The 25,461-nt window shown below is 70.3% G+C and carries 24 protein-coding genes and 1 pseudogene; 14 read left to right on the top strand and 11 right to left on the bottom strand.

The annotated features are described in order from the left end of the window. The first annotated feature begins 108 nt into the window (after positions 1-108). The gene (murQ, locus tag AB0B94_RS06885) at positions 109-1,002 is read left to right on the top strand and encodes an N-acetylmuramic acid 6-phosphate etherase (protein ID WP_357269357.1); all 894 of its coding nucleotides are present in this window, start codon (positions 109-111) and stop codon (positions 1,000-1,002) included. 77 nt (positions 1,003-1,079) lie between these two features. Here murQ and AB0B94_RS06880 read toward each other — a convergent pair whose 3' ends face one another. The 4 genes from AB0B94_RS06880 to AB0B94_RS06865 form a co-directional block, all read right to left on the bottom strand. Then, entirely contained in the window at positions 1,080-1,256 is a 177-nt protein-coding gene (locus AB0B94_RS06880; RefSeq protein WP_357269354.1) for a hypothetical protein, read from the bottom strand. A gap of 121 nt (positions 1,257-1,377) precedes the next feature. Next, on the bottom strand, positions 1,378-2,124 hold the full coding sequence (locus tag AB0B94_RS06875; protein ID WP_357269352.1) for a hypothetical protein: 747 nt from the start codon (positions 2,122-2,124) through the stop codon (positions 1,378-1,380). 227 nt (positions 2,125-2,351) lie between these two features. After that, positions 2,352-3,590, bottom strand: coding sequence for an MFS transporter (locus AB0B94_RS06870; protein WP_357269349.1), 1,239 nt, complete (start codon positions 3,588-3,590; stop codon positions 2,352-2,354). A gap of 76 nt (positions 3,591-3,666) precedes the next feature. Next, positions 3,667-4,332, bottom strand: coding sequence for a DNA alkylation repair protein (locus AB0B94_RS06865; RefSeq protein WP_357269346.1), 666 nt, complete (start codon positions 4,330-4,332; stop codon positions 3,667-3,669). A gap of 109 nt (positions 4,333-4,441) precedes the next feature. Between AB0B94_RS06865 and AB0B94_RS06860 the strand changes: the two genes are divergently transcribed. Then, positions 4,442-5,158, top strand: coding sequence for an alpha/beta hydrolase (locus AB0B94_RS06860; protein ID WP_357269343.1), 717 nt, complete (start codon positions 4,442-4,444; stop codon positions 5,156-5,158). A 67-nt stretch (positions 5,159-5,225) separates the two neighbouring features. On the opposite strand, the gene AB0B94_RS06855 is transcribed toward AB0B94_RS06860, so the two are convergent. Then, positions 5,226-7,109 (bottom strand): alpha/beta hydrolase-fold protein, encoded by a 1,884-nt coding sequence (locus AB0B94_RS06855; protein WP_357269340.1) that lies wholly within the window; start codon positions 7,107-7,109, stop codon positions 5,226-5,228. A 226-nt stretch (positions 7,110-7,335) separates the two neighbouring features. On the opposite strand from AB0B94_RS06855, the gene AB0B94_RS06850 reads away from it, so the two are divergent. Beyond that, positions 7,336-7,728 (top strand): nuclear transport factor 2 family protein, encoded by a 393-nt coding sequence (locus AB0B94_RS06850; RefSeq protein ID WP_357269338.1) that lies wholly within the window; start codon positions 7,336-7,338, stop codon positions 7,726-7,728. 120 nt (positions 7,729-7,848) lie between these two features. Here the strand turns inward: AB0B94_RS06850 and AB0B94_RS06845 are convergent, their stop codons facing one another. Beyond that, on the bottom strand, positions 7,849-9,414 hold the full coding sequence (locus AB0B94_RS06845) for an alpha/beta hydrolase (protein WP_357269335.1): 1,566 nt from the start codon (positions 9,412-9,414) through the stop codon (positions 7,849-7,851). 69 nt (positions 9,415-9,483) lie between these two features. Then, positions 9,484-12,312 carry a BTAD domain-containing putative transcriptional regulator gene (locus tag AB0B94_RS06840; protein WP_357269332.1) on the bottom strand — a complete coding sequence of 943 codons (2,829 nt, stop codon included), beginning with the start codon at positions 12,310-12,312 and terminating at the stop codon, positions 9,484-9,486. Positions 12,313-12,506: 194 nt separating this feature from the next. Here AB0B94_RS06840 and wrbA point away from each other — a divergent pair, with 194 nt between their 5' ends. Further along, a complete protein-coding gene (gene wrbA, locus AB0B94_RS06835) occupies positions 12,507-13,106 on the top strand; it encodes an NAD(P)H:quinone oxidoreductase (protein ID WP_196923813.1) in 600 nt (199 codons plus the stop codon). 93 nt (positions 13,107-13,199) lie between these two features. Here the strand turns inward: wrbA and AB0B94_RS06830 are convergent, their stop codons facing one another. Next, on the bottom strand, positions 13,200-13,802 hold the full coding sequence (locus AB0B94_RS06830) for a class I SAM-dependent methyltransferase (RefSeq protein WP_357269329.1): 603 nt from the start codon (positions 13,800-13,802) through the stop codon (positions 13,200-13,202). 131 nt (positions 13,803-13,933) lie between these two features. Between AB0B94_RS06830 and AB0B94_RS06825 the strand changes: the two genes are divergently transcribed. The 3 genes and pseudogenes from AB0B94_RS06825 to AB0B94_RS06815 all read left to right on the top strand — a co-directional run. Next, the gene (locus tag AB0B94_RS06825) at positions 13,934-14,770 is read left to right on the top strand and encodes an alpha/beta hydrolase (protein ID WP_357269326.1); all 837 of its coding nucleotides are present in this window, start codon (positions 13,934-13,936) and stop codon (positions 14,768-14,770) included. Continuing rightward, the gene (locus AB0B94_RS06820) at positions 14,763-15,428 is read left to right on the top strand and encodes a WHG domain-containing protein (RefSeq protein WP_357269323.1); all 666 of its coding nucleotides are present in this window, start codon (positions 14,763-14,765) and stop codon (positions 15,426-15,428) included. Before AB0B94_RS06825 ends, AB0B94_RS06820 begins: the two co-directional genes overlap by 8 nt. Further along, positions 15,340-15,576: pseudogene (locus tag AB0B94_RS06815) on the top strand (helix-turn-helix transcriptional regulator); the annotation flags it as partial. The gene AB0B94_RS06820 and the pseudogene AB0B94_RS06815, both read left to right, overlap by 89 nt. 96 nt (positions 15,577-15,672) lie before the next feature. Here the strand turns inward: AB0B94_RS06815 and AB0B94_RS06810 are convergent. Both AB0B94_RS06810 and AB0B94_RS06805 read right to left on the bottom strand, forming a co-directional pair. Continuing rightward, a complete protein-coding gene (locus AB0B94_RS06810; protein ID WP_357269320.1) occupies positions 15,673-15,819 on the bottom strand; it encodes a hypothetical protein in 147 nt (48 codons plus the stop codon). 102 nt (positions 15,820-15,921) lie between these two features. Continuing rightward, positions 15,922-16,806, bottom strand: a complete 885-nt coding sequence (locus AB0B94_RS06805; RefSeq protein ID WP_357269317.1) for a CDP-diacylglycerol diphosphatase — start codon at positions 16,804-16,806, stop codon at positions 15,922-15,924. 138 nt (positions 16,807-16,944) lie between these two features. On the opposite strand from AB0B94_RS06805, the gene AB0B94_RS06800 reads away from it, so the two are divergent. Then, on the top strand, positions 16,945-17,259 hold the full coding sequence (locus AB0B94_RS06800; protein WP_357269314.1) for a chorismate mutase: 315 nt from the start codon (positions 16,945-16,947) through the stop codon (positions 17,257-17,259). A gap of 19 nt (positions 17,260-17,278) precedes the next feature. On the opposite strand, the gene AB0B94_RS06795 is transcribed toward AB0B94_RS06800, so the two are convergent. After that, positions 17,279-18,070 carry an IclR family transcriptional regulator gene (locus tag AB0B94_RS06795; protein WP_357269311.1) on the bottom strand — a complete coding sequence of 264 codons (792 nt, stop codon included), beginning with the start codon at positions 18,068-18,070 and terminating at the stop codon, positions 17,279-17,281. Positions 18,071-18,231: 161 nt separating this feature from the next. Here AB0B94_RS06795 and AB0B94_RS06790 point away from each other — a divergent pair, with 161 nt between their 5' ends. From AB0B94_RS06790 to AB0B94_RS06765, 6 genes are all read left to right on the top strand, one after another. After that, on the top strand, positions 18,232-19,479 hold the full coding sequence (locus tag AB0B94_RS06790) for a sugar ABC transporter substrate-binding protein (RefSeq protein WP_357269308.1): 1,248 nt from the start codon (positions 18,232-18,234) through the stop codon (positions 19,477-19,479). Positions 19,480-19,555: 76 nt separating this feature from the next. Continuing rightward, entirely contained in the window at positions 19,556-20,509 is a 954-nt protein-coding gene (locus AB0B94_RS06785; RefSeq protein ID WP_238667835.1) for a sugar ABC transporter permease, read from the top strand. After that, positions 20,506-21,336, top strand: coding sequence for a carbohydrate ABC transporter permease (locus AB0B94_RS06780; protein WP_091399805.1), 831 nt, complete (start codon positions 20,506-20,508; stop codon positions 21,334-21,336). Before AB0B94_RS06785 ends, AB0B94_RS06780 begins: the two co-directional genes overlap by 4 nt. An 8-nt stretch (positions 21,337-21,344) precedes the next feature. Next, positions 21,345-22,526, top strand: coding sequence for a mandelate racemase/muconate lactonizing enzyme family protein (locus AB0B94_RS06775; RefSeq protein ID WP_357269304.1), 1,182 nt, complete (start codon positions 21,345-21,347; stop codon positions 22,524-22,526). Continuing rightward, positions 22,523-23,731 (top strand): fumarylacetoacetate hydrolase family protein, encoded by a 1,209-nt coding sequence (locus AB0B94_RS06770; RefSeq protein ID WP_357269301.1) that lies wholly within the window; start codon positions 22,523-22,525, stop codon positions 23,729-23,731. Before AB0B94_RS06775 ends, AB0B94_RS06770 begins: the two co-directional genes overlap by 4 nt. Continuing rightward, positions 23,728-25,245, top strand: a complete 1,518-nt coding sequence (locus AB0B94_RS06765) for an aldehyde dehydrogenase family protein (protein ID WP_357269298.1) — start codon at positions 23,728-23,730, stop codon at positions 25,243-25,245. Before AB0B94_RS06770 ends, AB0B94_RS06765 begins: the two co-directional genes overlap by 4 nt. Positions 25,246-25,461 lie beyond the last annotated feature (216 nt).

Below are 25,461 nucleotides of genomic sequence, written 5' to 3'. Positions count from 1 at the left end.
CCGCGGCGGCGGGTCGCGAGGACGCGCTCAGCGGCGAACCGCCAGGCGACCGGAGGACCTCTCCCCGCCGGCCGGCGACTGCACACCAGCGAGAGGAACGAGCACCCCGTGGACCTCAGCACCCTCGGCACCGAGACCCGCAACGACAAGACCGGCGACCTCGACCGGATGTCTCCCACCGAGCTGCTTCTCGCGATGAACGACGAGGACCAGACGGTCGCCGACGCAGTCCGCCGGGCAGTGCCGGACATCGCCGCCGCCGTCGACGTCATAGTGTCGTCGCTTCGTCAGGGCGGACGGCTGATCTACCTCGGCGCGGGCACCAGCGGCCGGATCGGCATGCTCGACGCCGTCGAGATTCCGCCCACGTTCGGTACGACGCCCGAGCGGGTCGTCGGCCTGCTCGCGGGCGGGGCACGAGCCTTCGGTGTCGCCGTCGAGGGCGCGGAGGACGACCCGAGCCGCGCCGTCGCCGACCTCGACGCCGTCGGCCTGACCGCCCGCGACACAGTGGTCGGGCTCGCCGCGAGTGGCCGTACCCCGTACGTGGTGGGTGGGCTGGATCACGCCCGCGCGCTTGGCGCGGCGACCGTCTCGGTGGCCTGCAACACCGACGCGGTGACCAGCCGGCACGCCGACGTCGCCATCGAGGTGCCTACCGGCCCCGAGGTGCTCACCGGCTCCACCCGGCTCAAGGCCGGCACCGCCGAGAAGCTGGTCTGCAACATGCTCTCGACCGCCACGATGGCCAGGCTCGGCAAGGTGTACGGCAATCTGATGGTGGACATGAACGCCACCAACGAGAAGCTCGTCGACCGGGCGCGTCGAATCGTCGCCGAGGCCGCCGACACCGACCTGGACACGGCCGCGCGGGCGCTCGCGGCGGCGCACGGGCACGCCAAGACGGCCATCGTGCTGCTGCTGGCGAACTGCACGGCCGAGGAGGCAGCAGCCCGGTTGCGCGCCGCTGACGACGACGTCCGGGCGGCCGTCGCGGCCTGACCAAGGGGTTCGCTGCCGCACCTCTTAGCCAGATCGACGAAGCGCCCCGTCCAGTGCGGACGGGGCGCTTCGTGCTGTCAGTTGGGCTGTGTGTCCGGAACCGTTCGGTCCTCGTCCGCGTCGCCGTCGGGGGAGCTGGCCAGCTCGATCCGGGGGGACCGATCCGGCGGGAGGTGGGCGAAGTCGGCGATGACGACGACATCCACCTCACCGTCGATCATCGTCTGCTCGACGGTTTCCCACGGGGCCCGCATGATTCCTGCGAATCGGTAGGAGTGTCGGTGAAGGTGGCTGAGACACCTCGCGACGGCGGGCTCCGACGGCTCGATGTGGGCGGGGATCCAGATAACGGCGATTTCCATGAACCTCTCCTGATCAACGTCGTGGACGCGAGTGGGTGATCAGGAGTTCTCGGGGCGGGGGAGGACCCCGCTCGACGGGACGGCTGGTAGCGCGCATGTCGACGGCGGTGACGGTGAGTCCTGGCCGCAGCGGAGAGTTGGGCGGCGACGCTTCGGCTGTTGACGTGGGCGAATCAGCGCCACCGGCGCCGCCGCCGGTCGGTGCGGACGCGAGCGCCAGCACGAACGCCGGTGGCCCCGGCGCGGGACGGGCAGGCGGGTTGGGCGGCTGTCCGGTGACGGCGGTCATCGTCGCCCGCGGCCGCATCGACGCCCGGCCATCGGAGGTGCCGTGGCCGGCGTCCCGGGGTGCCGGCACCCGCGCCGACGATGCCGGCGACGGACGCGCGGCACCGCGTGCCGCTGGGGACGCCGAGGTCGACGGCGCGGGTGTGGCCCGCGGCGATGGGGTACGGGCCGGCCGACTTGTCCTCGCGGTGGAGGGGGTGGCCGACGCCGTCGGCAGCGGGACGGCCGTCGGCAGCGGCAGCGGGTCCGTCGACGGCAGCGGCAGCGGCAGCGGCAGCGGCAGGGAGACGACCACTGTCGGCAGGGGCGGGGGGACGGGCAGTTCCACCTCGACCACGTCGGCCACCGAAACCCTGATGGCCTCCGGCGAGGTGGCGATCTCCACCAGCGGGAGACGCGGCGGCGACGGGGTGTCCGCGTGGGCGGGGTTGGCACCCAGTGCCGCGCCGAGCGCCACCGCGCCGAGCGCCACCGGCGGGAGGCTGTGCCTCAGCCGCATCAGACGGAGGCCGGCGGCAGTGGGGTCGCCAGGCCTGCCCGGCCCGACTCACCGGTGCGGTGCCACCGGCCGAGCTGTTGCCCCTCGCACCCTGCCGTTACCTCCATGCGCGGGTTCTTGCCCCGGGGAACCGTGGGCTACACCTTCTGTCGATATCTCCGGTGACCGATGTGGACCTACCGGGAGGGAAGCTGATCGGTTCACACCCGGGCCACGGTGGGTGTCGGGGTGGGGTCGAGCGGCAGGTCACGCATTCGGCGGATCGGCGTCGACAGGTAGATGATCGGGGACAGCGCCGTGAGCGCCCCGAAGATCAGCAGGGTGGTCCGGGCGCCGAGTGACCCGGCCAGGATGCCGGCGAGCAGGGCGCCGACCGGGATGGCGCCCCAGGAGACGAACTTGACAGTGGCGATCACCCGGGACAGCAGCTCCGGTGGGCTGGCGAGCATCCGGTACGTACGGGTGGTCACGCTGAGCACCACAGTGGAGCTGGCCAGGATGACGTTTCCGATGGCGAAGGCCAGGAATGCGGCGGCGCCGGTGCCCAGCGGGATGATTAGCGCGCCGCCCACGCCGACGACGGCCGCGATGATCAGGCCACGGGCGGTGCCGAAACGATCGGTGAAGCGGGTCGTCAGCGCGGCGCCGATGAGCGAGCCGAGGCCGTCGGCGGCGATCAACAGCCCGATCATGAGCGGCGGGGCGTGCAGCTCACGCGCCAGGTAGAACGGGAACAGGGCGAGCATGGCGCCGCTGACGAAGTTCGTCGCGGTGGCGTCCCACATGGCCGGTCTGATGATCGGGTGCCGGAGCACGAAGTGCCAGCCCTCGCGGATCATCGTGACCATCGGCGGCCGCTCGGCCGGTCGCTGCACCCGCCCGGCCGGCAGGGTGCGCAGCAACGTGGCCGAGAGCAGGTAGCTGACGGCGTCCACGAACAGCGTCGGCACCGCACCCAGCACCTGCACCGCGAGACCGCCCAGGGACGGCCCGCCCAGCGCGGTGGCGGCATGCGTGCCGGAGGTGAGGCTGTTGCGGGCCTGCAACTGTGCGGCCGGGACGATCTCCGGCAGGAAGGTCTGGTTCGCCACGTCGAACAGCACGTTGGCGAAGCTCACCACCAGGGCGACAGCGATCAGCTGGGCAACCGTCAGCATGTCGAACCACCAGGCCAGCGGGACCGACGCGATGGCGAGGGCCCGGACCAGATCCAGGGCGACCTGCATGCCGCGCAGTGGCAGGCGCTGCACGATCACGCCCGCCGGCAGGCTGATCAGCAGGTAGGCCAGATAGCCCGCCGCCGTGATCAGACCCATCTCGAAGGCCGACGCGTGGAGCACTGTCAGCGCGGTCAGCGGTAGCGCCAGTGTGCCGACCGCCGAGCCGATTTGGCTGGTCGTGCCGGCGACCCACCACCGCCAGAATGCAGTAAGTCCCATAATGGAACTCACTATAGGGGCGTACGGGAGACGGCGTCGACCCCGCCGATGCGGAGATCGACCGAGAACGTGCCGCCTATCCCGCTCGGCGCACCATTTCGCTGATCCAGGTGGGCGCGAACGGAGACGTGCAGCCGGGGGAGGTGGGGTAGTCCTTGAGCACCTGGAGGCGTTCGCCGATGTCGATCGCCCGGGCGCGGTGCTCGGCGTGCGCGATGCCGATCTGCGCCAGGCAGTGGTTCATCGCCCACTGCAGGCGATCCGGCGCGTCCCTCATCCCGGTCTCGATCACAGTGAGCAGTCCCGCAAGGTCGAGACTCTCGGGTTTCTTCGTCACGCGGTCGGTGGTCAGCGCCCAGCCGGCACTCGCGACCACGGGATCCGGGTCGGCAAACCACGCCAGCCGCAGTTCCTCGGAGTGCGGGCTCTTCTTCACCACGTAGTTCAGGAGCCAGTCGTGCACCTTCGGGGCGCGCGCCTCGCGCAACATGACGTCCAACTCGTCCCGCTCGAACGCCCTGGGACGGCAGATCAGGATCGCCAGCAGCCGCGCCGAGGCATCACCCGTCGCCCAGAGTTGGCGTGCGAGATCGTGCTGCGTCTTCAGCCGCTTCGCCAGCGCCCGAAGCGCGCCGAGGTGCACACCATGAGCGTCGCCGTGTCGGGCGTTCACCTCCCGCACCTTCGGGTCCTCCAGCACGCCCAGTTCGGCCGTCACCTCGGTCAGCGTCGTGGTAGCCATCGCAGCCTCCTGCTCGTCGGGCCGGACGTTTCACCCTCGCGTGACGGGTATCCAGGCGTACCAGTGCGACCGGCGGTGAACAGCTTCACGGAGTGAGGGGGCACCTATCATGCCTGATCCACAGCCCACCATCGTGCTCGTGCACGGCGCGTTCGCCGAGTCGGCGAGCTGGAACGGTGTGCTCGAGCGGCTGGGTGCCGGGTACGACTCGGTGGCCGTTGCGAACCCGCTGCGGAGCGTGGCGGGCGACGCCGCTTACGTGCGGGATGTCGTCCGGGGGATCGGCGGTCCTGTCGTGCTCGTCGGCCACTCGTACGGGGGCATGGTGATCACCCAGGCCGCAGCCGGCGACACCTCGGTGCGGGCCCTCGTGTACGTCAACGCCTTCGCACCGGACACCGGCGAGTCGGCGATGACGCTGTCCGCGAAGTACCCCGGCAGCACCCTCGCCGACACGCTGGTGCAGTACCCGGTGTCCACCGGCGGCAACGAGGTGGCGATCGGCCAGGACCAGTACCACGCGCAGTTCTGCGCGGACGTGTCGGACGACATGGCCGCGCTGATGGCCCGGACCCAGCGGCCGATCATCGTGGAAGAGGGCCTGGGTGGCAAGCTCACCGGCGACCCCGCCTGGCGGTCGCTGCCGAGTTGGTTCGTGTTCGGCGACGCTGACAAGAACATTCCCGCCGAAGCGCACCGCTTCATGGCCGAGCGGGCCAACCCTCGGGGGCAGCGCGAGGTGGTCGGCGGCTCGCACGCGATGGCGGTGGCCCGGCCGAGCGAGGTCGCCGAGACGATCATCGAGGCGGTTCGGGGCGTGAGCTGACGGTCCGGACGGCCGGTTGGCGGTGGGCCGACGACGGGAGGTCGCCGGCCCACCGCTGCCTGCCGGCCTACCGGACCCGTAGTTGCTGGTGGACCGCTGCGCTGGGGGCGTGGGCCGGGTCACCGGAGTAGGCGACGTGCACCGGGTACACCCCCGCGGGCAGCCCGTCGGTCGGCAGCTCGACGACGGCCGCGCCACCACGCAGCGGAACCACCTGGGTGGTGCCGCCGAAGGTGACAGCGATCTCGCCGGTCACCTTCGGAGCCTTGCGGTGCGCAGACTGTGCCCGTACGTCGACGGTCAGCGTGAACGTGCCACCGTGCACTACCGAGGCCGGCGTGGCCTTCGCCTTCACCGCGACCCGTGCCGGGCCCGCAGGCGTCAGGGTGACCTGAGCCGAGCGAAACTTGGTGGGATCGACGACCGACGTCGCGACGACGGTGAGCGCGGACGCGGTCTCCGCGGCGGCGACCGTGAGCAGACCCGTCGCGGAGATGCTGGTGCCGGTGGAGGTCGCACCCTGCACCGACCACGTCACCGCCGGGCTCACACCCTCGTTGGTGGCCACCTGGGCGGTGAACTGTCTTTCCCAGTTCCAGCCCTTCGTCAGGTTCACCGTCGCGGGCGTCACCGACACGGAGTCGACCCCCGACCACAGGTGGTCCCGGGCGAAGATCGTGAACAGCTGGCCCGCCGTCATCCCGTCGTGCGCGCCGGGGACCTGGGTCGTCGCGGCGGCGTATCCCCGGGCCCGGAAGTTGTCAGCGATGGCGTTCTGGGCGTTGAGGTTGCCCTCGAAGACGCCGTTGCCGAGGAAGACGGTGAGGTCGTCGTCCCCGACCGCGTTCGCGAAGGTGTCGTAGTCCTGGGTGGTGAGCGACGGGTTGCCGGAGAAGTGTCCGTAGAACGCGAAGGTGGTCGGGTAGTTCCTGATGACGACGCCGCCCGTCATCCCGCCGTACGAGAACCCGGCGTAGGCCCGCCCGGAGCGCTCGGTCGAGACGTTGTAGCTGCTCTCGATGAGGGGCAGGATCGTCTGGACCAGGTTGTTGGCCGCGTTGGTCTGGTTGTAGGACGCGAAGCCGAGGCTGGTGCCGGTGAAGTGGTTGCCCATGGTGACGACCACCGTCGGCTCGATCTCGCCCCTGGCCGTCATGTTGTCCAGGATGTTCGGGACGTTCGCGGGGACCATGAAGTCGGTCTCGTCGCCGAAGATGCCGTGGGCGAGATACGCGACCTTGTACGGCTCCGCGCGGTTGGCGTCGTAGTTCGCCGGCAGGTAGACGCCCAGGTAGTGGCCGCTGTCGCCGAGGATCGTGGTGTACGGGACGTACCGGACGGTTCCTCGCTTCGCGCGGTCGGCCACCGGCAACTCGTAGTCCGCCCGCGCCTTCAGCACCGGGTCGTTCTGCTTCTTGGCGTACGGCACGTGCACGGCATCGAGCACGTCGTTGTTCCTGACCCGGAACGAGGACTCGCCCGGCGGGCGTGGGTTCTTCGAGGCGGGGTCCCAGATGCGCTTGTTCTCCCAGCCCTGGGTCGGGTCCCAGACCCGGTACCAGTAGCTGAGGCCTCCGGCGTGCAGCGGGACCGAGATCGACCAGTTTCCCTTCGGGTCCCTGGTCATGTCCCGGAGGAACTCGGTGCCGCCCGCGTGGTAGCGCCCCGGCTGCCACTCTTCCGGCTGGTACCGCGTGCTGCCGGTGTTGACGTCGAGCACTGTCAGATCCCCGGCGAGGCGGACCTGGGTGGCGTGGGGATTGCGGTAGACGAACGTGACCGTGTATCCGGTCGGTGAGTTGCGGTCCGCGTTGACCGTCGCGCCCGGCACGGGCGTGGGCCTGCCGGCGGCGGCAGCCGGCGCGGGGAGGACGGCCCCCGCGCCGAGTGCTGTGAGCGCGAGGATCGAGATCGCAAGCCGGAGCCTGCGTCTTCCGGTCGTTTCCCTCATGCGCGAAGACTCCTTTGTGGTGGTCGCTCGTCGCGGTCTGGTCCGGTGCGGGGAGTTGAGGGCTCTGATGGCAGCTAAATCGAATTAGCATCGGGAGTGTGACTGGGTGCTCCTTTCGATGTCAAGGGTGCCCAGGGCCGAGGCCGGCCAGCGCCTCCACGGTTGCGCCACCCGTGGCCTGCGGGTTCTGCCCGCTGAGCGCCGCTCGGATGGCAAGGTGAGGCCCATGGACAGGAAGCACGTCGAGGACTGGCTTGCCACCTACGAGCGGCTCTGGCGGACCCCGGGCACTGACGCACTGGTCACGCTCTTCACCGAGGACGCGAGCTATCAGCAGGGGCCGTACTGGACGCCCGTCGTCGGCCTGCCGGCCATCGCTCGGATGTGGGAGAAGCAGCGCAAGGGCCCCGACGAGGTGTTCCAGCTGACCACTGAGATCGTCGCGGTCGACAGTGACACCGCCGTGTCACGCCACGAGGTCCGCTACGGGGACCCGGTCGACAAGGAGTACCGCGACCTGTGGGTCATGCGGTTCGCTGACGACGGACGGTGCCGCTCATTCGAGGAGTGGCCGTTCTGGCCGGGACAGCAGCCCGCCGACCCGCCCGACGGTGCCTGACGGAACCGGTTGCGGCGGCGACGCCCCAGCCACCGGGGGTAGGAGAGCTGGCCGACACGCCGTCGGACCGGTCGCGCTACCTACAGTGAGCTGGGGCGTCCCAGTGACGACGTCGACCCGTCAGACCGGCGCGGCCGGGCAGCTCGCGCCTGTCGGCGGTGTGGTTCTGGTGATGAGGTACCGCTCCACCCGACGACGGGTGCACTCGGTTCGTGGGTAGCTGGCGTGGCCCGACCCCTCGTAGGTGAGGAGATGGCCCTGGCTGCCGAGCTGGCGCACCACCCGCTGCGCCCCGTCGTACGGGGTGGCCGGGTCGTACCGCCCGTTGAGCACCAGCAGCGGCGCGCTCGTCCGGACCCGCAGTTGACGTTGTGGGTTGGTCGCCGTCCAGCCCAGGCAGATCGCGCCGAAGCGGACCGCCAACGGGGAGGCCCGCAGGTGCGGCGCGGCGGCGCGGGACAGTTCGAGATACCGGTTCCACTCGGCGAACCCGTCGACCGGCAGCGACCAGTCCTGGCAGAACGCCGGTAGTGCGTACTCGGTCAGGTCCTCGTCGCCGTCGACCGGCACCATCGGGGACGCGAGCGCGGCGGGCTCGCCCCGCTCCAGCGCGAGCAGCATGTTCGCGAGATCGGCCCAGGTCGCGTCGAAGAAGTTGACGAATGTCGCGAACCCAAGCTCGAACCACGTCAGCGGAGTGCCGGTGGCCGCGTCGACAAGTGTGCCGGCATCGGCCCGGCGGATCAGCCGGTCGTAGAGCGCCGGCACGTCGCGTCCGTGCAGGGCGCAACCGGTGCTTCGCTCGCACCAGGTCACGAACTCGTGGAACAGCGCCTCGTTACTGGCCGCCCCGCTGCGGAAAATCTCCCTGACCCCCTGGCTGTGGTCCATCACGCTGTCCATCACCAGTGCGCGGACACGGTCGGGGAACAGCTCGGCGTAGGACTGCCCGATCAGGGTCCCGTAGGACCACTGATAGAAGCTCAGCTGCCGTTCACCGAGTGCGGCCCGGATGGCGTCCGTGTCGCGCGCGACGCTCACACTGTCCAGGTGGTCGAACAGTGGGCCACTGTTGGCGCGGCAGTCGTCGCGCAACTGGCGGTTGTAGGTGCGAAGCCGCTCGTACTCCGCCGCGTTGGCGGGTGTCAGTGCGGGATGCCGGGCCAGCAGCGCGGATGAGCAGCGCACCGGTGCGCTGCGGACAGTGCCCCGGGGGTCGAAGCCGATGATGTCGAAGCGGCGCAGCACGTCCGGGCCGAGCTGGCTGTCGGCCGTCAGCGCCACGTCCACACCGGACAGGCCCGGACCGCCGGGGTTGAAGACCAGGGCGCCGATGCGGGCGGCCGGGTCGGTGGCGGTGCGCCGGGCCAGCGCCAGCGGGAAGGTTTCCCCTCCCGGGCGGGCCCAGTCGACCGGCAGGCGCAGAGTGCCGCACCGCGTGCCCGGATCGTCGGGTCGCTCCGGGCACGCCTGCCACTCGATCCGCCCGTTCCAACCGCCGGTGGTGTCTGCGCCGGCCGGCCCGGTGCCGCCGGCCGGCGGCGTGGTGTCCGCGAGCGACGGTGGGGCGTTGAGTGACAGGGCGACGAGGACCGCGACGGCGGCCGAGACGCCGCCGAGGAGTCTCCGTCGTCGACTGTCAACCCCGCGGGGAGGCCGGAAGGTGGTTCTCTTCGTGGTGAACATTCGTCCAGCCTGCCGACGCCCGGTCCACGTCGGATCCACGCCGGTCCGCGGCCGCTCGGCGCAGGGCGTTCACCGGTACGCCTCAAGCCGCTGGGACAGCACCGCGGCCTGTGGATGGCCGACCCGGTCGAGGATCGCCAAGGCCTGCCGCCACAGGTCGACCGAGGTGTCGTTGTCGCCCACCGCCTGATGGGTGTCGCCGAGGCGGACGAGTGTGTCAGCGCTGCCGCACGGGTCCTGGACGTCGGAGTAGAGCGTGAGCGCGCGCCGGTAGCAGTCCGCAGCGTTCGGGAGTTTTCCGAGGCCGTGATAGGCGAATCCCAGACTGTCCCAGGTGTGGGCCGCGCCGAGCCGGTCCTCGGCCTCCTCGTAGAGCGCGAGTGCCCGCTCGCAGTAGGTGACGGCGCGGGCGTGCTCGTCCAGCCGCGCGTAACTCCAGCCGAGCGCGTTGAGCGCCGCCGCCTCACCGAGCCGGTCGTCGGTGCTGCTGGCCAGCGCCAGCGCCTGCCTGGCGTGCGGCAGTGCCGCCCCGGCGTCGCCCTCGATGTCCGACAGCCAGGCGAGGTGCAGGTGGGTGCTGGCCTGCCCCGGTCGGTCGCCGGCCTGGTCGTACCGGGCCATGGCGCGCTGGAGGTGATGGTGGGCCGCACCGAACTGGCGGTGCTGGATGTGGGCCAGCGCGAGGTTCCGGCGGGCCAGCGCCTCGGCCCGTGGATCACCGCGGCGCTGGGCGACAGTGACAGCGATGGCCTGCACGGTGGCCAGGTCGTGCCACTGGGAGAGCCGGCTGAGCAGGGGAGCGAGGGCCTGGGCGAGCTGCCCGGCGTGGGCGTCGAAGCGGTGCGTGACCGCGTCGTCGACGGCGGCCAGTAGCACCCGCTGTTCGATGGTGAACCAGGCCAGCGCGGCCCGGTGGTCGGCGAACGCCGACGGTGACGCGTCGGCGGGCCGGGGCGGCGGATCGAGCGGCTGCCAACCGGGGTCGACCAGCCTCGCCGCGTCCCGGGCGACAACCAGGTAATGGTCGAGCACCCGCCGGCGGGCGGCGCTACGGTCGGCCGGGCGGTCGAGCGCGTGCGTCAGCTCGTCCCCGTAGGCGCGGAGCAGATCGTGACAGCGGAAGCGGTTGGGGGACGGCTCGGCGAGCAGGTTCGCGCGGGTCAACTCGTCGAGGGCCGGCCGGATCAGGTGCGGTGGCGCCCCGGCGAGGCTGGCTGCCGCCGCCGCGCTGACGTCCGGGGCGGGGTGCAGGCTGATCTGCCGGAACAGTCGGGCCGCGTCCGCGCTGAGCAGTCGGTACGACCAGGAGAGTACGGTGCGCACGTCGGTGGCGGCATCGTCGGTGGTCAGGGCGGCGAGCCCGCCCCGGCTCGCCGCCAGATCGTCGGCGATGGCCTGGAGCGGAAACGTGGGCCGGGCGGCGGCTCGCGCGGCCACGATGGACAGTGCCAGGGGCAGCCGCGCGGTACGTCTGACCAGCTCGTCCACCGCTGCCGGCTGGGCGGCGGCCCGCTGCGCACCCAGTCGACGGACGAGCAGTTGGCGCGCTTCGTCGTCGCTGGGCAGTTCCAGCGCGAGGGGATGGGCGCCATCGGTGGCGACCAGGCCGGGCAGGGTGTGGCGACTCGTCACGAGCACGCCGCAGCGGGTCGACCCCGGAAGCAGCGGCCGCACCTGTTCCGCGTCGCGGGCGTTGTCGAGCAGCACGAGCAGCCGCCGGTCCGCGGTCAGGCTGCGGTACAGGGCGAACTGGGCCGCCGGCTCCGCGGGGATCTCCAGGGGTTTCACACCCAGGGCGGGCAGAAGCGAGCGTACGACGACAGCTGAGGGTGACGCCTCCTTCGTCGCGGTGCCGAATCCACCCAGGTCGACGTGGAGCTGCCCGTCGGGGAAGTGATGCAGGTTGTCGTGCGCCCAACGCAGCGCCAGCCAGCTTTTCCCGACGCCGCCCGTACCGGTGATGACGGCGGTGCTGGCCGAGCTGGAGTCACCGAGCAGCAGCGTGGTGAGCCGGGCCAGCTCCCCGGCCCGACCGGTGAACAACGCCGGCGGGGCCGGCAGTTGCCGGGGGACGAGTCGGGGCGGGGTTCTTTCCGGTGGCGGCGGATCGGGTGTCAACAGCTCCGGCTCCGCCCGCAGGATGCGGGTGTGCAGGTGTTGGAGATCGGGACCGGGCTCGACTCCCACCTCCTCGGCGAGGAGGTGGCGGAGCTGCCGGTACGTCGCCAGCGCGTCGGCCCGTCGGCCGGTCCGCGCCAGGGCCACCATCAGTTGCCCCCATGGGCGCTCGCGCAGCGGATCGTCGTCGACCTGGCTCCGCAGCGGTTCGATCAGCTCGTGATGGCGTCCGGCGCGCAGTTGAAGGTCCGCCACCTCTTCCACCAGGCTCGACCGCTGCTCCTGCAGCCGCGCTCGGACGGAGAGCAACACCCCCCAGCCGGGGAGGCCCGCGAACGGCTCCCCACGCCAGAGCGCCAACGCGGCCTCGAACGACTCCTGGGCGGCTGACCAGTGACCCTGCCGCAGCGCGGAATACCCGCGCTGGGACAGATCGTCGAAGGCCAGGCTGTCGACCGCCAGCCCGTTCAGGGCGAGGCGGTAGCCGGTGGGCCCGGCGAGGATGGCGGGGTCGGGGAAGCCCGGTGAGCGCAGCGCCCGGCGCAGCGCCCAGACGTAGGTCTTCACGTTGCCGGCTGCCGTCTTCGGTGGGCGTCCCTGCCACAGCTCGTCGACGAGCTGGTCGATGGACCATCCGGTGCCCGGCTGCGACATGAGCACGGCCAGGAGGCGCACCTGCATCGGCGTGCCGAGGGCCAGCCGTTCCCCGCGGGCCGACCGGACCTCGACCGGCCCGAGCAGTTGGTAGCGCGCCGCCGGTGGCGTCCCCGCGGGATCCATCGCCTCATCGTAGGGGCCCGAGTGAGTCCGGCTCATCGGCTGGACGGCCGCTGGCCCAGGCCCGTCTCCTGGTGTGCTCCGTCACGCAGGTGGGCATGGTCAGGACGTTGGGTGCCGCGGGGGTGGCTGCTACAGTCGAGATTGTTGCGGCCGCAAATTTATCAGCGGCAAATACTTTGGGAAGGATGCCCCCGATGACCAAGCTCTCCGTCATCTACTACTCGTCCACCGGAACCCTCCACGCCATGGCCAAGCGCCTCGCCGAGGCTGGCGAGAAGGCGGGCGCCGAGGTGCGGCTGCGTCAGGTTCCGGAGCTCGCCCCGGCCGAGGCCATCGCCTCCAACGCCGCCTGGAGCCAGCACTTCGACGCCACCAAGAACGAGCCGAAGGCGACCGCCGACGACGTCGTCTGGGCGGACGCGGTGCTGTTCGGCACGCCCACCCGTTACGGCAACGTCGCCAGCCAGCTCAAGCAGTTCATCGACACCCTCGGCCCGCAGTGGGCGCAGGGGCTGCTCGCCGACAAGGTGTACGCCGGCTTCACCGCGTCCATGACCGCCCACGGCGGCCAGGAGTCCACCCTGCTGGCGCTCTACAACACCGTCCACCACTTCGGCGGTCTGGTCGTCGCCCCGGGTTACACCGACCCGCTGAAGTTCGCCGACGGCAACCCGTACGGCGTCTCGCACGTCACCGGCGGAAGCAACGACGCCCCGCTGGGCGATGCCCAGTTCGCTGCCCTCGACCACATGGCCGAGCGGGTCGTCAAGATCGCCGGGAAGCTCAGCGCCTGATCGCGCTGGCGCCGAAACTGAGCACCGCGTCGACGCGGTGCTCAGCCGGGCGAGGGTCGGTCTCCCGCGAGGGGAGGCCGGCCCTCGGCGTCCTCACACCGCGATCGCCGCGATGGCGGCAAGCGGTCGATGCTCGTCGGTGCCGGGCCGCCGGAGGCGTTCGACCTCCCGGAAGCCGGCCCGGCCGAGTCGCTCGGAAATCTCGTCGACCGGCCAGCGGTAGGCGGTCAGGACCTTGTGGTCGAAGGCGCCGACCTCATCGGCGTCGAAGAGGCCCAGGACCAACCGTCCGGCCGGAACCAGCACCCGCCGGAACTCCTCGAGCATGCCGTCGAACTCCGGCGGCGGAAGATGAATCAACGAGTACCAGGCCAGGATGCCGTGGATGGAGCCCTCGGCCACGTCGAGGGATTCCATCGAAGCGATGTGGAACTCGACGCCCGGGTGGGACGCCCGCGCATGCGCAATGAACTCGGGGACCAGGTCGATCCCCATCGCGTCGACGCCCAGCTCGCACAGGTAACCGGTGAGGTGGCCAGGCCCACACCCCAGATCGAGCACCCGGCCGGGCCGGCTGCCCAGGTGTCGTCTGATGAGGGCGAGGTCGCCGGTGTCCACCTGCTGGCCCGTGCCGAACATCTCGATGTAGAGCTTCGCGACGGACGTGTAAGCCTGCCGCACCGTGTCCGTTTCCATCGCGGCACTATACGGAACGCCGCCTCCGCCGCCGCTGTCCCAGCTCGGCCTTCGTGCAGGGACGTCATTTGCACTCTTCGGCTAATGCGGTTAGCCTATAGCTAATCACGTTAGCTTTGTTGGAGGGCGTCATGACCGAACACCTGAGCATTGCCGGCAACACCATCGCCTACGAGGTCACCGGGCAGGGCCCACTTGTCGTGCTGGCGCACGGCATGGGCGACAGCCGCCACTCCTACCGGTTCGTCGCGCCGGCCCTGGCCGCCGCCGGATACCGGGTGGCCAACGTCGACATCCGCGGCTGCGGCGACTCCAGCCTCGGCTGGGACGGCTACAGCCGCACCGACATCGCGGGGGATCTCGTCGCCGTCGTGCGCCACCTCGGCGGACCGGCCGTGATCATCGGCCAGTCGATCAGCGGCGGCGCGGCGACCATCGCGGCCGCCACCGCGCCCGAGCTGATCGTCGGCGTCATCGAGCTGGCGCCGTTCACCCGCGCGCAGTCCTTCGACCTTGGCGGGTTGCTGCGGGTGAAGCGTTTCCGGGCCGGCTTCACCCAACTGGCGCAGGTCCTCCTGCGGGGCAGCCTGGCGAACTGGCGCAGGTACCTCGACCTGGCGATCCCCACAAAGCCCGCCGACTGGCACAGCGAGCTGGCGCGCATCGAGGCCAAGATGAGTGAGCCAGGCCGGATGAAGGTCCTCCAGGCCATGGCCAAGACCAGTCCGGCCGACGCCGGTCGGCAACTGCCCAACGTCACCTCTCCGGTCCTGGTGATCCAGGGCAGCGCCGACCCCGACTGGGCCGACCCGCGAGCCGAGGGCGAGCGCATCATCGCCGACCTGCCGCGAGGCCTCGGCGACCTGGCTGTCATCGAGGGCGCCGGCCACTACCCGCACGTCGAGACGCCCGACGAGGTCCTCGCCCTGGCCCTGCCCTTCCTCACCCGGACGCTGACCAGTGCCTAAGGCCCGGCTCACCCCGGCATCGGTCACCGAAGCCGCGGCCGCGCTGGTCGACGAGGTCGGTTTCGACAACCTCAGCATGGGTCTGCTCGCCGAACGGCTCGGGGTCAAGACCCCCTCGCTCTACAAGCACGTCACCAGCCAGGCCGAGCTGGCGCACCGGATCGCCGTCCTGGCCATGACCGAGGCCGGCGACACCATCCGCGACGCCATTCAGGGCCGGTCCGGCAGCGACGCCCTCGCCGCCGGCGCGCAGGCGATGCGGACCTACGTGCGGGAACACCCCGGCCGGTACGCGGCCGCCAACGCCACCCGTCCGACCGGCCCCGACGACCCGTTCATCCCGGCCAGCGAGCGGGTGCTCGCCTCCTGGGCGGCCATGCTGAGCGGGTACGGGCTGGACCCCGACCAGGAGATCCACGCCATGCGGACGCTGCGCAGCGTCCTGCACGGCTTCGCCACCCTGGAGGTGGCCGGTGGATTCCAGATCGACGCGTCCGTCGACGACAGCTTCACCTGGCTGATCAACTTCATCGATCAGGGCCTTCGCGCCGGCACCCCGACTTCGAGTCATGAACGCGAGAGGACAGCTCGGCGAATTCCTCCGGGCCCGGCGCTCCCAGCTGCGGCCGGAGGACACCGGCGTGGCGACGTACGGTGAGCGGCGCCGCGTTCGAGGGCTGCGCCGGGAGGAGTTGGCGCTGCTGGCCGAGGTGAGCGTTTCGTACTACACCCGGTTGGAGCAGGGGCAGGCCGTGAACGCCTCACCGGAGGTTCTCGACGCGCTTGCCCGGGCACTGCGACTCGACGACGCGGAACGCCGCCATCTGGGCGAGCTGGCGGCCGCCGTCGGCCGACCGTACGTCGGCCGGCTCCCGAGCGAGTGAGCCCGGCGGTGCGCCAACTCATCGCGCGATGTCCCAGACGCCGGCCGCTCGACGCGGCCTGACCGCGAGCAGGGCGACGAGCGCGGCGAAGATGCCGAAGCTGGAGACTCGCCAGCCCTCGATGAACAGGCGGTCGACGCGATGGCGCTCTGCTTCGGGCTGCACGGATCCGCCCGGCTCCAAATGGCGGCGCCGTTGTTCCCCTGGCCGCCGGGGCTGCGCGACTCCATCATCGACCGGATGGCGCTGCTGCGCTCAGCGGCCGGCTCAGGCGTACGCCAGCAGGAAGTCGACGGTGCCCGTACCGCCGGGTTGACCGGCTGGGACGGGCAGGCCCGGCTCGCTGTTCAGGACGTAGAACCCGCCGCCGCCGATCAGGCGGGGCGTCACGGCCAGCATCTGCGCCGCCATGGCCGCTCCGGTCGGCCGCACGACGCTGTCCAGCAGGAGCCGGAAGAGGTTTCCGTTCAGGTTCGCGACGTGCAGAACCCGGTACGAGCGCGGGGCGGGTAGGCCGGTGCTCGTCAGGCCCCAGATCGGCACGATCTGGTTGCGCCACCGGGCCGGGTCGTTGCTGATCGCGCTGTCGTGGTTGTTCAGCTGCGTCTGGATCCCCGAGTGGATCCCGGCCAGGTGGATGTGGAGCTGGTCCTGCTGACGGATCGTCGGGTCGGCCGAGTTGACGCCCAGCCCGAGGTGGGGATAGACGACGTGCCCCGGCTGCCCCGGCTGGGCGTTGTTCCAGGCGTCCAGCCAGTAGTTCGGCGCGTTGGCGGTGGTGATGAACGGACACTCGATGCCGCTGATCCGGCAACTGGGCACGAGCAGGAAGTCGTGGTTCGAGCCCGACCCGCCATTGAGGATGACGTACGTGGGAGTGGTCCGCAGGCACTGGGGGAATGGCGGGCCCGTCTTCGTGCCCTCGCAGACCTGGACCCGGTCCCACAGGTCGTACCTGCCGCCGGTGTCGGTGGGGTAGCCGCACAGGGCCGAGGGTGTGGGGCAGACCGCTGCGCCGGGGTCGCCGGGTGTCGAGGGGGACGGCGCGGGGGTCGGGCCGCCGTCGGCCAACGCCCGGTCCGTACCGACCAGTCCCAGCAGTCCCGTGGCGCCGGCGGTCCCGGAGAGTCTGACGAACTGACGCCGTGGCATTCCGCCCATCGTCACCCTCCGTGCTTGCCGTGCCGAGGCGAACATGAACGTGTCGAGATTAGGGCGATAGCCGGCGTTCGACGCGATGGCCGGCGAACGGGTCGCCTGATCGTGTCGCGGTCGTGCGACGATTTCCGCGTGGCAGAGACTGCGGCGACGTTGACCGAGATCCGTGCCCGGATCGACGAGCTGGATCGGGAACTGGTCGGCCTGCTCGCCCGACGGGAGGCGCTGGTCCGGCGGGCCGCCCCGCTCAAGAGCGACGCCCAGGCGGTCCGTGCGCCGGACCGGGTGGCGCAGGTGGTGGCCCGGGTCCGCACGGTGGCCAGCGAGGCCGGCGCGGACCCGGATCTGATCGAGCGGATCTACCGAAGCATGATCCAGGCCTTCATCGACATGGAGACCGACGAGCACCACCGCCTCACCGGCGGGTCGCCGCCGACGGCGCGGTGATCACCCGGGACGTGTGCGTTCAGACAGCGGGGCGGCTCCCACCGTCCGCGCTCGCCAAGGTGGTCGGCGCGTAGCCGAGCTCGTACGAGATCTTGTCGGCGGTCTCCAGGAGCAGCGGAAGATTGCTCTTGAGCTGGTCGAGGCTTGCGATGACCTCGATCGCCGTGATCGAGGCGGCGGCGATGACCTGCCCCCGCGAATCCCTGATCGGGGCGGCCACGCACATCACGTACGCGTCGTGCTCGCCGTTGTCCACGGCCCAGCCGCACCCGTTGATGCGGGCTAGTTCGGCTTCCAGGGAGTCGTGGTCGGTGAAGGTGGTGTCGGTGAATTTCTCGAAGACGACGTGGGAGAGAAGGCGGTCGCGTTCCTGCCGGGGAAGGTAGGCCAGGATTGTCTTGCCCACAGCGCTCGCGTAGATGGACACCGCGCGTCCCACCCGCGAGGGCAGCTTGACGGCGTCGAAGGCCGGGCTGTCCACCTTGTCGATATAGATGATCTCGTCGCCGGTCAGTTGTGCCAGGTGTACGGTGTGGCCGGTCGCGCGTTGCAGCGCACGCAGGTGTGCGGCCGCGGGCTGGCGGAGGTCCATCGAGCCGAGCGCGAGCTCGGACAACTCGATCAGGCCGCTGCCGAGCACGTAGGTGCCCGCGCCGGTCCGGCGGACGAAGCGCGCGGACTCCAGTGTCTGCAGGATGCGCAGGGCTGTGGATTTGTGGACGCCGAGCACGTCCGCAGCCTCCGTAAGGGACAGCGGGTGCTCCGCGGATCGACGGATGAGGTCGATCGCGCGGCGGATTGATTGCGCCAAGGCTCTGTCTCCCCTCGCGCGACGGGCCTGCCGTCGCTGTCATTGCACATGATGCAACATAGATGACGCGATGCGCAATCGCCACTTGACACCGTTGCACATGACGCTACGATCGTTGCAATTTCATCGGCTTGACGCCAACTCGTAACAGTGGAGTAACGATGGGTAATAAGCGCGCTCATTTCGGCATCGCCAGTGCGACCTGTGCCCTCGGTTTGGTCGCCACCCTCCTGACCGGTTGCGGCTCGGACGGCGATTCCGGCGACGGCGTCACCAAACTGACCTTCGCCGCCTCGACCTTCGGCGACCCGGGCCGCGGGCCCCTGTTGACGAAGTGGCTCGACGAGTTCAACCAGAGCCAGAGCAAGGTCCAGGTGTCCGCCGCCGCGGTGCCGTACCCGACCTTCGGCCAGACCGTGCTCACGCAGATGGGCAGCGGCAAGGGCCCCGACCTGGTCCGCTTCGACATGCCCGAGTTCGAGGCGGCCTCCGACGCCGGCCTCATCGCGCCGCTGGACAAGGTGATCGACGCCAGCAAGTACGACCTGCTCAAGCAGCCGGACCAGTTCATGGTCCACGACGGTGTCCGGCACGGAGTCATCTTCGAAGCGTCGAACTACGCGATGTTCTACAACGCCGACCTGATCCCGACGCCGCCGAGCACCTACGAGCAGTTCACCTCCACCGCGAAGTCGCTGACCAAGGGCGACGTCTTCGGCCTGGCGTTCCGTCAGACGGAGGCCGAGGAAGCCGGCGTCTGGCAGGACATCTTCAACTACGTGTACGGCTTCGGCGGGGCCTGGTCCGACGGCAAGAACCTGACCATCAACTCCGCGGAGAACCTCAAGGGCCTGCAGGCGTTCAAGGACCTGTACGACGCGAACGTGATTCCGCGCGGAGCGGACGCGGCCACCTTCCGGCGGATGTTCGCCGAGGGCAAGGTCGGGATGGAGCTCAACAACGGCGGCTACGTGACCGCCACCCGCGGTCAGAACGCCAAGCTGAACTTCAACGTCGCGCCCATCCCGTTCCCGGTCCGCAAGCAGGGCGCGATCCTCGCACCGATCGTGATCAACGAGGCGAGCGAGGGCAAGGACGAGGCCGGCACCTTCATCAAGTGGGCGCTGGAGCCGCAGAACCAGGTCAAGCTGCAGGAGATCCTCGGCGCGAGCAGCGTGGCAACCACCACGCAGCGCAGCGCGGAGGCGCTCAAGGCGACCCCGTTCCTGCCCGTCTTCGACGGACTCACCGAGACCAGCCTGCCGCAGATCGTGCTGGGATTCGAGGCCAAGACGCCGGACATCCGCAAGGTGGTCGTGCAGAACGTGGTCGCGGCGCTGCAGGGCAAGGCCGACCTCAAGTCGGCACTGGATCGCGCCCAGCAGCAGGCGAGCGAACTGGTCCGCTGACCGCTCGACACGGCGACGCTGCCGGCGCAACGATCCGTGCGCCGGCAGCGTCCTTCCCCCAGAAGGATCGAACCCGATGACTGTGGTCGAGCAGACCGGAGCACCGAAGACAACATCCCCAGGCCGGCCCCGGCGGCGGCCCAGCCCGTTGGGTAGCAAGTGGACGCCGTATCTCTTCCTGGCTCCCGCCGCCCTGTTCATCCTCGTCTTCCAGGCGGTACCCCTCGTTCAGGAGGTGTACCTCAGCTTCACCAGGACGAGGCTGCTCAACCCCACCCGCAGCGAGTGGGTCGGGCTCGACAACTTCAAACGGATCTTCGGTGACCCCGAGTTCCACAGCACTCTGCTGATCACCGTCGTCTACGTGATCACCTGTGTGGTCGTCGCGATCGGCGCCGGGCTTGCCGTCGCGCTCCTGCTCAACAAGAAGTTTCGCGGCCGTGGCGTGGCACGGGCGCTGGTGACGGTCCCCTGGGCCGCTCCGGGCATCGCGGTCGCGCTCATCGCCACCTGGATGCTCAACGCGCAGTACGGCATCGTGAACCGCTTCCTCGACGCGGTAGGGCTCGGCGTCCCCGGGGGCGCCATCCTGGACAGCTCGCGCTACGCGCTCCCGGCGGTGCTCGCCACGACCATCTGGCAGCTGTTCCCGTTCACCTCCGTGGTGCTGCTCTCCGCCCTGCAGTCCGTTCCGCAGGATCTCAACGAGGCCGCGACGGTGGACGGCGCCGGGCGGTGGGCCACCTTCCGGGCGGTGACCTGGCAGGTCATCAAGCCGACGGTGGGCCTGCTGGCCCTGCTGATGACCATCTGGTCGCTGCGGCGGTTCGAGCTGATCTGGCTGATGACCAAGGGCGGGCCGGTCGGCGCCACCGAGACGCTGGTCATCGACCTCTACTCGCAGGCGTTCGACTCGAAGGAACTCGGATCGGCGGCGGCCATCGGAATGGTCGGCGTCGTCATCTCGCTCATCGTCATCATCGGCAGCCGCCTGGTCGCCCGTGCCGTGGAGAAGGGGGACGTCCGATGAGACGCTTCCGATTCGGTGTCACCGCACGGATCGTCGCCGTGCTCGTTGTGCTGGGCGTCGCGGTGTTCCCGCTGTACTGGATGTTCGTCACGGCACTGTCCAGCAACAGCGATCTCTTCGCCGATCAACCCCGGCTCACGCCCGACCTCGGCCAGTTCGGGGTCTTCGTGGACGCGCTCGCCGAGGGCAAGGCGGCCGGGTGGCTGCTGAACAGCCTGATCATCGCCGTCGGCACCATGGTGCTCTCCGTCGGCCTGGGCATCCCGCTCGGCTACGCGCTGTCCCGGTTCTCGTTCTGGGGCAAGGCCGTGCTGACCGTCGTGCTGCTGTTCACGCAGATGCTGCCCGAGGCACTCATGGTCGTCCCGCTGTTCGCGCTGTTCCGCCGCTTCGAACTGCTCGACTCGCTGACCGGCCTCGTCCTGGTGAACTCCGCGTTCGTCCTGCCGATCGTCGCGCTGATCCTCAAGGGCGCCATCGACGGAATCCCGAAGGAGTTGGAGGAGGCCGCCCGCGCCGACGGCGCCCGGCCCTTCACCACCCTGACCCGCATCAACGTGCCGCTCATCGCGCCGTCGATCGCGGCCACCGCGGTCATCGCCTTCTTCCACGCCTGGAACGAGTACGTGTTCGCTGTGACGTTCATCTTCAACCCCGACCTGCAGCCCGCCTCCGTCGGCATCGCGAACTTCATCGGCGAACTGGGTACACCGATCCAGACGGTGATGGCTGTCGCCTTCCTGTTCACGCTGCCGGCCGTCGCCTTCTACCTGTTGGTGCAGAAGTACGTGGTGTCCGGCATGACCGCCGGTGCGGTGAAGGGTTGAGCCGGAAGATGAAGATCGTCTCTGTCGACACACTGGTCGTCGACTTCTACCGTACGAACCTCGTCATCGTGCGGGTCCACACCGACGAGGGGATCATCGGGCTCGGTGAGGCCACCCTGGAGGGCAAGGAACGTGCCGTCCAGGGTGCCATCGCCGAACTGGCCGAGGCCGTGGTGGGCCTGGACCCCACCAGCATTTCGAAGATCCTCTACGAGACCGCGCGGGACTGGTACTGGCGCGGCGGGCCGGTGATCATGACGGCGTTGAGTTCGCTGGAGATGGCCCTCTGGGACATCTCCGCGCGTGAGCTCGGCGTACCGGTATCCCGGCTCCTCGGCGGCGCGACCCGCGACCGGGTCCGCGCGTACGCAAATGGTTGGTTCTCCGGTGCCGTCACGCCGGAGGACTACGCGGCCGCCGCGCGCCGGACGGTGCAGGCGGGCTTCCGGGGCCTCAAGTGGGACCCGTTCGAGAACTACGACATGACCATCACCACCGCCCAGTTGGACCGGGTGCTGGCCCAGATCGACGCCGTGCGTCAGGCGGTGGGCCGCGAGGTGGAGCTGTTCGTCGAGGGGCACGGCCGCTTCGACGTCCGCCACGCCATCAAGGTGGCGAAGGAGATCGCCCAGTTCGACCCGGTGTGGTTCGAGGAGCCCTGCCCACCGGACAACCTCGATGCGCTCGTCGACATCCGCCGCGCGTCGCCGGTGCCGATCGCCGCGGGGGAGCGGTGGTACGGGCGGCAGGGCTTCGCGCCGGCGCTGGCCCGCCAGGCGGTCGACTTCGTCCAGCCCGATGTGACGCACGCCGGTGGGATCGCCGAGCTGGCCTTCATCTCCACGCTCGCCGCGACCAGCTACGTGGGCTTCGCGCCGCACAACCCGAGTGGTCCACTCAGCACCGCCGCGACGCTGCAACTCGGTGCGACGTTGCCCAACTTCCGGTACCTGGAGATCATGGCGACCGACGTGCCCTGGCGTCCCGAGATCACCAACGAGCGGCTGGTGCTGACCGACGACGGCGACATCCTCATCCCGACCGGGATCGGCCTGGGCATCGAGGTGGACCTCACGGCGATCGAGCAGCATCCGTTCACACCGCACCCGCTGCGGATGTTCCAGGACGCCGTCTTCGACATCCGTCCCCGCGACGAGCGGTCCTTCTTCAACCTGGAGAGCGACTCATGACGCTGCCACGGCCCCGGGGGTCGGCCGCGGCCGCGGACTGGGTAGGCACCGCCGCCGAAGCGTTGCCGGACGATGCCGACAGCGTCCTCATCGGCCGGATCTGGGACCCGTCCGGCGGCGGCCCCTCCCCGGTGACCGTCCGCGACGGCGAGGTCATCGACATCAGCCACCGGATTCCGACCGTCCGCGACATCTGCGAGCTGCCCGATCCCGCCGTGACGGTGGCCGGGCTCGACGGGCCGAGGGTGGGTGACTTCGCGGAGATACTGGCCAACACGGGGGCCGCGACCCGGGACCACGGCCGGCCCTGGTTGCTCGCTCCGGTCGACCTTCAGGCGCTCAAGGCCGCGGGCGTGACCTTCCCCGTCTCCATGATCGAGCGGGTGATCGAGGAACGGGCGCGGGGAGACCTGGCACTGGCGGCGGACATCCGGCACCGCATGCTCGCCGACGTCGGTGTCGACCTGCACAGTCTGCAGGCGGGCTCGCCGGAGGCGGATCGGCTCAAGAGCCTGCTGGTCGCCGAGGGCATGTGGAGCCAGTACCTGGAGGTGGGCATCGGCCCGGACGCCGAGATCTTCACCAAGGGGCAGATCCTCTCCGCCGTCGGCACCGCCGTTCCGGTCGGCGTGCTTGCCGCGTCGACCTGGAACAACCCGGAACCCGAGGTCACGCTCATCATCCAGTCCAGTGGCCGGATCGTCGGCGCCACCCTCGGCAACGACGTGAACCTGCGCGACATCGAGGGCCGCTCGGCGCTCCTGCTGCCCCTGGCGAAGGACAACAACGCCTCCTGTGCCCTCGGCCCCCTGATCCGGCTCTTCGACGACCGGTTCGGCATGGATCGGGTACGCGAACTCGAGGTGCGCCTGGAGGTTCGCGGCGTCGACGGCTTCCATCTGGAGGCGGTCTCGGAGATGACCCAGATGTCGCGCGATCCCGAGGAACTGGTCCGGCAGCTGATCGGCCCGCACCACCACTATCCCGACGGCGCCGCGCTGATGCTCGGCACCATGTTCGCGCCCATCCAGGACCGGGACCGCCCCGGCGAGGGTTTCACCCACAAGGTCGACGACGTGGTACGGATCAGCTGCCCGGCGCTCGGCACCCTGGTCAACAGGGTGCGGCACGCGGAGGAGTGCGAGCCCTGGCACTTCGGCGTCCGCGATCTGATGGGCAATCTGGTGAGGAGAGGACTGCTGTGAACGTGGTCATGACTGTCGATCCGCGCGACGGTGAGCGTCGCGCGACGGAGCTCACCGAGACCGACGAGTCTCGGCTGGAGGTGATCGCCGGTCAGGCGTCCCCGGCGGCGCAGTGGCTGGCCGCGCGCGGGAGGCTCGGCCGCGCGGAGTTGCTGGACGCGATCGCCGCGTCGCTGGAGTTCCGTCGGGTGGATCTGGTGGCTGCCGCCGAGGCGGAGACCGGGCTGAGTCATGCGCGGCTCGACGGGGAACTCACCCGGGCGGCCCTGCAGTTCCGGATGTTCGGCGAGGTGCTGCGCGACGGGGCGTACATCGAGGCCACCATCGACCACGCCGCCGACACACCGCTCGGCCGCGGCCCGGATCTGCGGCGGATGCTGGTGCCCCTCGGGCCGGTCGCGGTCTTCGGGGCCAGCAACTTCCCGTTCGCCTTCTCGGTCGCCGGCGGTGACACGGCCGCGGCGCTCGCCGCCGGGTGTCCGACGATCCTGAAGGCCCACCCGTCCCACCCGCTGACCTCGCACGCCTCCGCCGCTGCGATCGAGTCGGCCGTCCGCGACCTCGGCGGACCCGAGGGTGTCGTCGCGACCGTGTACGGGGAGCAGGCCGGTCGCGCGCTGGTGCGTCACCCGGCGATCCGCGCGGCCGCCCTGACCGGCTCGGTCAACGCCGCCCGTGCCATCCAGGCGGCCATCGACGAACGACCGGACCCCATTCCGCTGTACGCCGAACTGAGCAGTGTGAACCCGATCGTCGTCCTGCCCGACGCGGCCGCCGCCCGGGCGGACCAGATCGCCGAGGGACTGTTCGGCTCCTTCACGAACTCGGGCGGTCAGTTGTGCACCAAGCCCGGCCTGGCGTTCGTTGCGTCGGACCCGGGTGGTGACGGCCTGGTCGAGGCGCTGCGGGCGAGAGTCGACGCCTCGGGCGGCACGGTCCTGCTCAACGAGCGCATCCGGGACGCGTACCAGAACCGGTCCGCCGAGTTCGAGCGGGCCGGCGCCCGGGTGTCCGCGCGGCCCACTGTCGAGCCCGGGGCGGGCTTCACAGTGGCCCCGACCCTCCTGGAGGTCGGCCTCGCCGGCCTGACCGCCGAGATCGCCGACGAGTGCTTCGGCCCGCTTTTGGTCGTGGTCCGCTACGACGACGCCGCTGACCTCGACGCCGCGTTGGCCACCGTCCCGCCGTCGCTGACCGGCTCGCTTCACAGCGGGCCGGGCGACGACGCCGACGTGGTACGCCGACTGGTCGACGTGCTCGCCGCCCGCGCGGGTCGCATCGTCTTCGACGGCTACCCCACCGGCGTCCGGGTGTCGTGGGCCCAGCACCACGGTGGACCGTGGCCGTCGACAAACGCCGTGCACACATCGGTCGGCGCCACGTCGATCCGGCGGTTCCTGCGCCCGCTGGCGTGGCAGGACGCCCCGGCCTGGGTTCTCCCCGAGGAGTTGCGCGACGAGTACACCGTCATCTCCCGGCGAGTCGACGGGAGGTTGCAGCCAGCGGTCGAGTAACTGCGTCTGCCGGTCTCTTCCGGGCGCGTTTCCGGGCCACCGGGGACTGGCGCGCGAATTCCTTGACGACATTGACCCGACAGAGAATTCGCGCGCCAGTTTTCCTGGTGCCGCTGAAGCGCGCCCGAATTGTTTGGACGCGATTCTCCGCTCCAATTTCCGTCTTGACCGTCAATGCAATTCATGGTTCTGTTTTCGACAGGGAACGATGTTAGC

It is taken from the genome of Micromonospora sp. NPDC048986 (genome assembly GCF_040649335.1).
Lineage (GTDB): Bacteria > Actinomycetota > Actinomycetes > Mycobacteriales > Micromonosporaceae > Micromonospora > Micromonospora alfalfae.
The sequence above is the reverse complement of the archived record's forward strand: the minus strand, read 5'-3'. Positions and strand labels throughout refer to the sequence as shown.

Coding starts and splice junctions, on each gene's coding strand:
- AB0B94_RS06880 (WP_357269354.1), bottom strand. CDS start 1,256: ATGCGGGCCCCGTGGGAAACCGTCGAGCAGACGATGATCGACGGTGAG.
- AB0B94_RS06870 (WP_357269349.1), bottom strand. CDS start 3,590: ATGGGACTTACTGCATTCTGGCGGTGGTGGGTCGCCGGCACGACCAGC.
- AB0B94_RS06865 (WP_357269346.1), bottom strand. CDS start 4,332: ATGGCTACCACGACGCTGACCGAGGTGACGGCCGAACTGGGCGTGCTG.
- AB0B94_RS06860 (WP_357269343.1), top strand. CDS start 4,442: ATGCCTGATCCACAGCCCACCATCGTGCTCGTGCACGGCGCGTTCGCC.
- AB0B94_RS06855 (WP_357269340.1), bottom strand. CDS start 7,109: ATGAGGGAAACGACCGGAAGACGCAGGCTCCGGCTTGCGATCTCGATC.
- AB0B94_RS06850 (WP_357269338.1), top strand. CDS start 7,336: ATGGACAGGAAGCACGTCGAGGACTGGCTTGCCACCTACGAGCGGCTC.
- AB0B94_RS06845 (WP_357269335.1), bottom strand. CDS start 9,414: ATGTTCACCACGAAGAGAACCACCTTCCGGCCTCCCCGCGGGGTTGAC.
- AB0B94_RS06840 (WP_357269332.1), bottom strand. CDS start 12,312: ATGGATCCCGCGGGGACGCCACCGGCGGCGCGCTACCAACTGCTCGGG.
- wrbA (WP_196923813.1), top strand. CDS start 12,507: ATGACCAAGCTCTCCGTCATCTACTACTCGTCCACCGGAACCCTCCAC.
- AB0B94_RS06830 (WP_357269329.1), bottom strand. CDS start 13,802: ATGGAAACGGACACGGTGCGGCAGGCTTACACGTCCGTCGCGAAGCTC.
- AB0B94_RS06825 (WP_357269326.1), top strand. CDS start 13,934: ATGACCGAACACCTGAGCATTGCCGGCAACACCATCGCCTACGAGGTC.
- AB0B94_RS06805 (WP_357269317.1), bottom strand. CDS start 16,806: ATGCCACGGCGTCAGTTCGTCAGACTCTCCGGGACCGCCGGCGCCACG.
- AB0B94_RS06790 (WP_357269308.1), top strand. CDS start 18,232: ATGGGTAATAAGCGCGCTCATTTCGGCATCGCCAGTGCGACCTGTGCC.
- AB0B94_RS06785 (WP_238667835.1), top strand. CDS start 19,556: ATGACTGTGGTCGAGCAGACCGGAGCACCGAAGACAACATCCCCAGGC.
- AB0B94_RS06780 (WP_091399805.1), top strand. CDS start 20,506: ATGAGACGCTTCCGATTCGGTGTCACCGCACGGATCGTCGCCGTGCTC.
- AB0B94_RS06775 (WP_357269304.1), top strand. CDS start 21,345: ATGAAGATCGTCTCTGTCGACACACTGGTCGTCGACTTCTACCGTACG.
- AB0B94_RS06770 (WP_357269301.1), top strand. CDS start 22,523: ATGACGCTGCCACGGCCCCGGGGGTCGGCCGCGGCCGCGGACTGGGTA.